This is a genomic window from Martinezella lusitana (assembly GCF_900094565.1).
Taxonomy (GTDB): Bacteria; Pseudomonadota; Alphaproteobacteria; order Rhizobiales; family Rhizobiaceae; genus Rhizobium; species Rhizobium lusitanum.
Genome location: NZ_FMAF01000003.1, coordinates 609,653 through 617,947 on the forward strand (window position 1 = coordinate 609,653; position 8,295 = coordinate 617,947).

Here is an 8,295-nt window from a genome sequence, read left to right on the forward strand (position 1 = left end):
ATATAGACAGGCCCCTGACTATTATGATAGATAGACAGGTACCTTACCATTTCCTTTCGAGAGAGGATACCCCGCATGCCCGTGCTCAACGTGCTGGACTCGACGATCTTCTACGAGGATGCAGGAACGGGAACGCCTTTGGTATTTCTGCATGGCAATCCCACCTCGTCCCATCTCTGGCGGCATATCGTGCCTGCCATAGCTGCGCCGGCCCGCCGTCTTGCGCCCGATCTCATCGGCATGGGCCGCTCCGGCAAGCCCGATATTGCTTACAGTTTTGACGATCATGCCCGCTATCTCGACGCCTGGTTCGACGCGCTGGCGCTCGACGGCGTCGTGCTGGTCGGCCATGACTGGGGTGGCGCCCTCGCCTTCGACTGGGCTGCCCGCCATCCCGAACGCGTGCGTGGTATCGCCTTCATGGAAACGATCATGAGGCCGATGACCTGGGACGATCTCCCGAACGCACGCCCTCGCTATGAAGCGCTGCGCCCGCCGGGCACAGGTGAAACGAAGGTTCTGGACGAGAATTTCTTTATCGAGCAGGCGCTGAAGGCCACGGTTCTCAACGGCCTGAGCGCCGATGACCACGCCGTCTACCGCGCACCCTACCCGACGCGCGAAAGCCGACGGCCTTTGCTTGCCTGGCCGCGCGCGATGCCGATCGAAGGCGAGCCGGCCGATGTCGTCGCACGGATCGAAGCCTATGATGTCTGGCTGACGGAAAGCACAGATATCCCCAAGCTGTTGCTGACCTTCGACGGCCCGGCGGAAACCCTGCTGATCGGCGAGGCGATGACAGCCTGGTGTCGTGCCAACGTGGCCAATCTGGAGGTCGAGAATTCCGGTCCGGCCAGACACATCGCACCCGAAGACCAGCCGGAGGCGATCGCCGCGGCCATTTCCGGCTGGATCGACCGCCACGACCTGTCTCGATAGAGGCCGGGCTTTGCAAACAAGGGTGCGTCCATCACCCTTGTTCGACCGGAAAAGTGCCGGAGACAATCCGCCGTTGACAAACCTCCGTCAGATCATAATCTGCGGTAAGCCTTTGCGATCGCCACCATTCTTTCGGAGATCAGGACCATGCCGGCGAATTGCATGAGACGATGGATTCTCGCAGGCGTTGCCCTCGGTATTTCTGCCTATGCGGCGGCAGCCGCGCAGACACTCGATCTTGTCGCGCAAAAAGGCACGATCCGCATCGGCTACATCAACGACGAAGCCCCGTTCTCCTCCAAGAAGAAGGATGGCAGTCCCACGGGATACGCCGTTGACCTCTGCGGCAAAATCGCCGACGCGGTCGGGCGCAAGGTAACGAACCTGAAGCGCGATTACGTCGAAACCACCCTGGCCGATGGCTTCAACGCGGTGAAGGACGGCCGGGTCGACCTTCTCTGCGGCGCCTTGACTATCAATCTTGCCAGACGCCAGAGCGTCGATTTCTCGCAGCCGATCTTCCTGACGGGTGCGAGCGCCCTGTTGCGCAAGGATTCGCCCGACTATCTGATGATGCTCTTCCTCGACAAGCGCCCGACGCTCGCCTCCAGCAAGCAAGCGCCGGCGACAAGCACGATCGGCGTCCGTTCCGACACGACGACGGGCGCGACGCTGCGCGAAGCGCTGGGCTCCGATGTGCCGAAAACGCGGATTGCCGATTTTGCCACGCATCAGGATGGCCTCGCCGCTCTCGAAGGCCACAAGATTGATGCCTATTTCGCAGATCGCGCACTGCTCTTCGATCTTGCATCGCGTGCCCGCAATCCTTCGGCGCTCGCGATCGGCAATCGCCTGTTCACGCACGAGCCCTACGGAATTGCGCTCAAGCAGGATGACTCAGCCTTTCGCCTGCTCGTGGATCAGACCCTGACGGACGTCTACCAATCGGATGATTTCCCAAAGCTGCTGACGACCTATTTCGGCGACGAAGGCCCGATTTTGCGCCGTGAGATCATGATGCAATCCATCCCGCAATAATGCAGTGGGGGTATGCCGTCGCCTTTGCGACATCATTGGCCATGATCATGACAACGAAATCCCCCGCTTCCCAAGCTGAACGGCGTCGCGGTCGTCGTGCAAGCATCTTGAATATGTCGTAGACAGGCTCTGGTCGCCGCCGCGCACATCATAAAATCCGTTTTCAGTATCAATCAGGGTCGCACGCAATGGCAGTATTTCCTCAAAAGGCGAAGGTCGTCATCATCGGGCTCGGCGGTATCGTCGGCGCCTCGATCGCCCACCATCTGATCGAGCGCGGCTGGGACGATATTGTCGGCATCGATAAATCCGGCATCCCGACAGATATCGGCTCGACGGCACACGCCTCCGACTTCTGCTACACGACCAGCCACGATTTCCTCTCCTGCTGGACGACCCTCTATTCCATCGAATTCTACGATAAGCTCGGCCACTATGCCCGTGTCGGCGGCCTCGAAGTCGCCCGCGTCGGCGACGACGACCGCATGGCGGAAATCAAGCGCAAGGTGACCTCGGGCAAGGCCTTCGGCACGCGCGTAAGCCTGGTCGAGCCCTCCGAGATCAAGGAGAAATTCCCGCTGATCGAGGAAAGCATGGTGCAGGGCGGCATGTGGGATCCGGATGCCGGCCTGGTCATTCCGCGCTCGCAGACAGTTGCCGGCAAGCTGATCGATCAGGGCGAAAAGAGCGGCAAGCTCCTCTCCTTCGCCAATACGCCTGCCCAGTCGCTGATCGTCAAGGACGGCCGCATCACCGGCGTCGTCACCCATCGCGGCACGATCGAGGCGGAATACGTGATCGTCTGCGCCGGTCTCTGGGGCCGGCTGATCGCCGAGATGGTTGGCGAAGACCTGCCGGTCATGCCTGTCGATCACCCGCTGACCTTCTTCGGCCCCTACAACGAGTTTGCCGGCACGGGCAAGGAAATCGGCTTCCCGCTGATGCGTGACCAGGGCAACTCCGCCTATATGCGCGACACCGGCGACCCCAAGACCGCCGAAGGCGGCCAGATCGAATGGGGCTATTACGAAGAGAAAAACCCGCGCCTCTGCCATCCGCGCGACCTGCTCGAAAAGCACGAAGCCCGTCTTTCGCCCTCGCAGCGCGATCTCGACATGGAACAGATCATCGAGCCGCTGGAACGCGCCATGGAGCTGACGCCGATCCTTGGCGAGCTTGGCTACAATGAAGGCCATTCCTTCAACGGTCTGCTGCAGGTGACGACCGATGGCGGCCCTTCCGTCGGCGAAAGCCAGAAGGTCAGAGGCTTGTGGTACTGCGTCGCCATCTGGGTGAAGGATGGCCCGGGCTTCGGCAAGCTCGTCGCCGACTGGATGACCGACGGTCGCACCCCGATCGACCACAACAGGATCGACTATTCCCGCTTCTATCCGCACATGCTGGAAGAAAAGTTCATCGAGGGTCGCTGCACCGAGGCGGCACAGAAGATCTACAATCCGGCCGTCCATCCCCGCGAGCCCTACGCGACCGGCCGCAGTGTTCGCCGCTCGCCTTTCTGGGAGCGCGAGAAGGAGCTCGGCGGCTATTTCATGGAGCTCGGCGGCTGGGAACGCGCTCATGGCTATGCCGCAAACGAGCACCTGCTGGAAAAATACGGCGACCGGGTGCCTGTGCGTGCAAACGAATGGGACAACCGCCATTTCTGGCGCGTTTCCAATGCCGAACATCTCGCGCTGAGCGAAGACTGCGGCATCATCAACCTCTCGCACTTCGCCATGTATGACATCGAAGGCCCCGATCATGTCGAGCTGCTGGAATGGCTTTGCGCGGCAAAAATCGGCGGCGATGCCAATATCGGCAAGGGCATCTATACCCACTTCCTCGACGACGAGGGCATGGTGCGGGCCGACTTCACCGTGATCCGCATGGCCGACCGCTGCCGGCTCATCGACGGCGCCGATGCCGGCCCGCGTGATTTCCACTACATGCGCCGCGTCGCAGAGGACAAGGGTTTCGACGTCACCATCACCGATGTCACCGAACGCTATGTCACGATCGGCATCTGGGGACCGAACGCCCGCACCAACCTGCAGAAGGTGGTCGAAGCCCCGGAAATCCTCTCGCAGGAAAACTTCCCCTTCGCTGCAATCAAGCAGATCCGCATCGCCGGTAAGAACGTCACGGCATTCCGCATTTCCTATGTCGGCGAACAGGGCTGGGAATTGCATATGGCCTATGGCGACGCTTTGGCTGTATGGGACGCGCTGCGCTCCACGGGCGCCATCGCCGTCGGCGTCGAAACCTATGCCAACAGCCGCCGCATGGAAAAGAGCCTGCGCCTGCAAAATGCCGACCTGCTGACGGAATACAATCTTCTCGAAGCCGATCTCGCCCGCCCGAAGGTCAAGGATGCCGACTTCCGCGGCAAGGCCAAGCATCTCGAATATCGCGCCCGCGATCATCAGCCGGCCATGCTCTGCACGCTTGTCGTGACCGACAACACCGACTCCAAGGGTGTGGCGCGCTATCCGGTCGGCATCCTGCCGGTCATGGACCCTGAAACCGGCGAAACGCTCGTCGACGAACTTGGCCGCCGTTCTTTCACCACGTCGATCGCCTATGGCCCGACCATCGGCAAGAATATCGCGCTCGCCTACCTGCCCTGGTCCTACGCGCGGGAAGGCCGCAAGCTGAAGGTCGAATATTTCGGCGAAACCTACCCCGTCGAAGTCGCCGGTGTCGGCTACAAGCCGCTTTACGATGCAGAGAACCTCAAACCGCGCAGCTGATCACCCCATCGCTGCGGGAAAGCTGGATTGAACAACCGCCCGCCTGGCATCCAGGCGGGCAGTTTTCTTTTGCCACGCTCTTCCGCTCGCCGGCGGGCACTCGCCGTCGCCTCCGCTGAGATTATTCCTGGGCGAGATCCCTCTGGGCGTCGCTCAGAAGCAGTAGCCGAGCGGCTTGCGACCTGGGAGCTTGGGCAGACGTTTCAAGGCGGGCTCAAGGCTGACGACGTGATCGCCAGGGCGGCGCCGCAAAAACGCGACGCCGGCCTTCGCTATTCTGTCATCTGGCATCGTGGAAGATGATCCCGACCGTGTGCCGCATGCCGGAGCGGACACGGCTCACGCCATGGCGCAGGTTCACGCGATAGTTCCCCTTCGGACCCCGCACAGGGCGATTGTGGACCGCGAAGGCAACGGCATCGCCCTGGCGAAGCGGCACGACCTCGACGCGGCTTTGCATGCGCGGCCGCTGCTCGGTCAGAGCGAATTCGCCGCCCGTGAAGTCCCGGCCAGGTTCTGAAAGCAGGATTGCCACCTGGATTGGAAATGCGAGATCGCCATAGAGATCCTGGTGCAGGCAATTGAAATCGCCCGGGACATATTGCAGCAACAACGGCGTCGGGCGCATCTGGCCGGCGGCGTGGCACTGCTTCAGGAACGAAGCATGCTCGTCGGGATAGCGCTCATCGATCCCCATGCGCACATTCCATTCATTGGCGACATCAGCGAGGTGCGGATAGAGCACCGTGCGCAAGCCGCCGAGCAGGTCAGGCAGCGGGTATCTGAAGTAGCGATATTCGCCTTTGCCAAAACCATGTCGCGCCATGAGGACGTGGCTGCGAAAGTGGCTTTCGTCGGGATAGAGCCCCGCGATTGCGCGGCACTCCTCCGGCGCAAGCAGCTTCGTCAGCACGGCACAGCCGAAGCTGTCGAGCTCTCCGGCAAGCGCCTTCCAATCGTAGGCGGCAACCCGCGCCTCCGCGGACGCCACCGCAGAGGCTGGGGAGGCGGCGGATACATGAGAGTTCATGCCAGGGCTTCCTTCTGGATGAGGACGCGCTTGCGCTCGATGCCCCAGCGATAGCCTGCCAGGTCGCCATTGCCGCGGACGACGCGGTGGCAGGGAATGGCCAGTGCGATCGGGTTGGCGGCGCAGGCACTGGCGACCGCACGGGGATTAGCCAGCGGGCCGACCCAGCGGGCCAGCTCCATGTAGCTCACCGTTTTGCCAACAGGGATCGCCTTCAGCTTTTCCCACACGCGGCGCTGGAACGATGTCCCGCGCATGTCGAGGGTGAAATGAAGGCTCTCGGCCGGCCTCTCGAGGTAGCGGAGCACCTGCGCCAGATCGTCCTTGACCGCGGCTTCGTTCGAAACGAGCGAGGCCCGCGGGAAGCGGCGGGCGAGATCCGCCGTCAGTTCTTCGGCGGTGTCGCCGAGCAGGATCGCGCAGACACCCGTGGCACTGCGTGCGACCAGCACGCTGCCCAGCGCGCAACCGGCGACGGCGTAGAAAAGGATATCGGCTGATATAGCCGTGGCTTTTGCCCGGTGCATGGCCCGCAAGGCATCGCTGGAGATCATAAGGTTCATCGTCGTAACTCCTTGCTCTGTTATCAGCATCAAAGTTACTCCGGACTTGGGCCACCCGAACTCCGGTCCTTGCTTTCAAATCGAGAAACTATCTGGCTGGCACATGGCGCAAAGAAAGAAGCCGGGCGCGTGCACCCGGCATGGACCCTCTTCTTGGCGACCGATCAGACCAGACGCAGGATGGTGGTTTCAGCGAGCAAAAATGTCTCGCCAGAATTGAAGCGGACCTCGATCTGTCCGCTATCGAGCACGTCCCAGACCGCAAAGCCATCGGCGACGAGCTGGCTGATATGAGCCATGACGAGCGTCTTGTCGGGATTGTCCTCAGCGAGCGCGACAATGGCCGCATCCGCTCTGGGAGGCCGGCGTCGGCTCGTCCTTGCATCGAATCCGCCGCGCGAAAACATCGGTGAGACGCTCCTTGTTTCAGGCGTTGCGTGCTTGTCAGGCTGACCGGGATAACTCCCGATCGAGCAGGGCACCTTTGCGCTCGATGCCCCAGGCATAGCCCGAGAGCGCACCGTCATTGCGAACCACCCGGTGGCAGGGAATGGCGACGGCGAGGTTGTTCGCCGCGCAGGCGCCTGCGACTGCCCGCACCGATTTCGGTGATCCGATGCGGCGGGCAATCTCGGCATAGGAAACCGTTTCGCCTACAGGAATCTCCTGAAGTGCCTGCCACACACGACGCTGGAACGCTGTGCCGCGGACATCGAGCGGCAGATCCAGACCGATCCCCGGAGCTTCGACGAAGCCGACAACCCGCGCGATCAGGGCCTCATAGTCGCGATCGGCTCCGATGAGGCGGGCGTTCGGGAAGCGATCCTGAAGATTGCGGACCAACTCGTCAGGGTCATCCCCGAGCAGGATTGAAGCGACGCCCTTTGTGCTTGACGCAACGAGGATCGCACCGAGCGATGACTGGCCGACCGCGAACCTGATCTCCTCGTCGATGCCACCGGCACGATATTGCGAGGGCGTCATCCCGAGCATGCCGGTCGATTTTTCGTAAAAGCGGCCGCTGGAGTTGAACCCTGCTTCATAAATGGCTTCCGTGACGCTGTTGCCGGTTGCCAGGCCTTTGCGGACCTTCTTCGAGCGATCGGCGACGGCATAGTTCTTCGGGGTCAATCCGGTCGTGGCCTTGAACATACGATGGAAATAGCTGGAGCTCCGGCCGACGGCATCTGCCAGCTCTTCAAGCGAGGGCTCCTCCTCACTTTCCTCAATAATCCGGCATGCCTTGGCGACAAGGGCCGCATTCTCGCATTCAAGTGAGAGCCCCTCCGGATTGCAGCGCTTGCAGGGCCGGAAACCGGTCGCCCGCGCACTCTCCAGCGTCTCATGGAGCGTGACATTCTGGGGATTGGCGATGCGCGACGGGCATGACGGGCGGCAATAGACCCCTGTCGTCCCGACCGAATACCAAAGATGGCCGTCCGCCGCCTTGTCGCGAGCAACGATGCGCGCCCAGCGGGGGTCCTCGGCTACCGACGGCGTCGGGGTGCGTTCAGCCATGCGTGTGGATGTGGTCATGGTCATCATCTCGAATTGCTCCTGCCCGACCGTGCCGCCGAAACTTGTCGGGCGCACTCCGATCCTTGCTCCCGAATCCGATCGTCAGCCACCCGATTTCCGTCTGCCGCCCTGCTGGGTGCGCACTCCGGCAAGTCCCTGAACGCCGAAACGGCTTTGAAGTATATGCATTTGGGTGATTTGGTTGCGGGGGCAGGATTTGAACCTGCGGCCTTCAGGTTATGAGCCTGACGAGCTACCGGGCTGCTCCACCCCGCGTTACCAGCGTAAGCCGCAAAGCGGCTTATCGCGTCCAGCGTAAACCGCTTGAGCGGTTTATCGCGCCCGAGCAAACCCGGAGGGTTTGTCCCGTATTACCAGCGTAAGCCGCTTGAGCGGCTTATCGCGTCCAGCGCAAATCGGTGAGCGATTTGTCGCTTGTTTCCCTTGGCCCTTATTT

7 protein-coding genes and 1 tRNA gene are annotated in these 8,295 nt (G+C 61.7%); 3 read left to right on the top strand and 5 right to left on the bottom strand.

Annotated features, from left to right (window positions below):
* Positions 1-75 precede the first annotated feature (75 nt).
* From GA0061101_RS09340 to GA0061101_RS09350, 3 genes are all read left to right on the top strand, one after another.
* Positions 76-939, top strand: coding sequence for a haloalkane dehalogenase (locus GA0061101_RS09340; protein WP_092573524.1), 864 nt, complete (start codon positions 76-78; stop codon positions 937-939).
* A 147-nt stretch (positions 940-1,086) separates the two neighbouring features.
* Positions 1,087-1,977 carry an amino acid ABC transporter substrate-binding protein gene (locus tag GA0061101_RS09345; RefSeq protein ID WP_037199998.1) on the top strand — a complete coding sequence of 297 codons (891 nt, stop codon included), beginning with the start codon at positions 1,087-1,089 and terminating at the stop codon, positions 1,975-1,977.
* 188 nt (positions 1,978-2,165) lie between these two features.
* Positions 2,166-4,727, top strand: a complete 2,562-nt coding sequence (locus tag GA0061101_RS09350) for a GcvT family protein (RefSeq protein ID WP_092573525.1) — start codon at positions 2,166-2,168, stop codon at positions 4,725-4,727.
* A 280-nt stretch (positions 4,728-5,007) separates the two neighbouring features.
* Here the strand turns inward: GA0061101_RS09350 and GA0061101_RS09355 are convergent, their stop codons facing one another.
* The 5 genes from GA0061101_RS09355 to GA0061101_RS09375 all read right to left on the bottom strand — a co-directional run bounded on the left by GA0061101_RS09355 (position 5,008) and on the right by GA0061101_RS09375 (position 8,114).
* Entirely contained in the window at positions 5,008-5,757 is a 750-nt protein-coding gene (locus GA0061101_RS09355) for a 2OG-Fe(II) oxygenase (RefSeq protein WP_037199994.1), read from the bottom strand.
* On the bottom strand, positions 5,754-6,320 hold the full coding sequence (locus GA0061101_RS09360) for a methylated-DNA--[protein]-cysteine S-methyltransferase (RefSeq protein WP_092573526.1): 567 nt from the start codon (positions 6,318-6,320) through the stop codon (positions 5,754-5,756). The genes GA0061101_RS09355 and GA0061101_RS09360 overlap by 4 nt, the downstream gene beginning before the upstream one ends.
* Before the next feature lie 164 nt (positions 6,321-6,484).
* Complete coding sequence (locus GA0061101_RS09365; RefSeq protein ID WP_037199993.1) at positions 6,485-6,727, bottom strand: hypothetical protein; 243 nt, start codon at positions 6,725-6,727, stop codon at positions 6,485-6,487.
* 37 nt (positions 6,728-6,764) lie between these two features.
* Positions 6,765-7,856, bottom strand: a complete 1,092-nt coding sequence (gene ada / locus GA0061101_RS09370; protein WP_051964134.1) for a bifunctional DNA-binding transcriptional regulator/O6-methylguanine-DNA methyltransferase Ada — start codon at positions 7,854-7,856, stop codon at positions 6,765-6,767.
* Positions 7,857-8,037: 181 nt separating this feature from the next.
* Positions 8,038-8,114, bottom strand: a tRNA-Met gene (locus GA0061101_RS09375).
* Between the last annotated feature and the right edge of the window lie 181 nt (positions 8,115-8,295).

Bases quoted from the DNA above. Each gene is read 5' to 3' on its own strand.
- GA0061101_RS09350 (WP_092573525.1), top strand. From the start codon at position 2,166: ATGGCAGTATTTCCTCAAAAGGCGAAGGTCGTCATCATCGGGCTCGGC.
- GA0061101_RS09355 (WP_037199994.1), bottom strand. From the start codon at position 5,757: ATGAACTCTCATGTATCCGCCGCCTCCCCAGCCTCTGCGGTGGCGTCC.
- GA0061101_RS09360 (WP_092573526.1), bottom strand. From the start codon at position 6,320: ATGAACCTTATGATCTCCAGCGATGCCTTGCGGGCCATGCACCGGGCA.
- GA0061101_RS09365 (WP_037199993.1), bottom strand. From the start codon at position 6,727: ATGTTTTCGCGCGGCGGATTCGATGCAAGGACGAGCCGACGCCGGCCT.
- GA0061101_RS09340 (WP_092573524.1), top strand. From the start codon at position 76: ATGCCCGTGCTCAACGTGCTGGACTCGACGATCTTCTACGAGGATGCA.
- ada (WP_051964134.1), bottom strand. From the start codon at position 7,856: ATGACCACATCCACACGCATGGCTGAACGCACCCCGACGCCGTCGGTA.
- GA0061101_RS09345 (WP_037199998.1), top strand. From the start codon at position 1,087: ATGCCGGCGAATTGCATGAGACGATGGATTCTCGCAGGCGTTGCCCTC.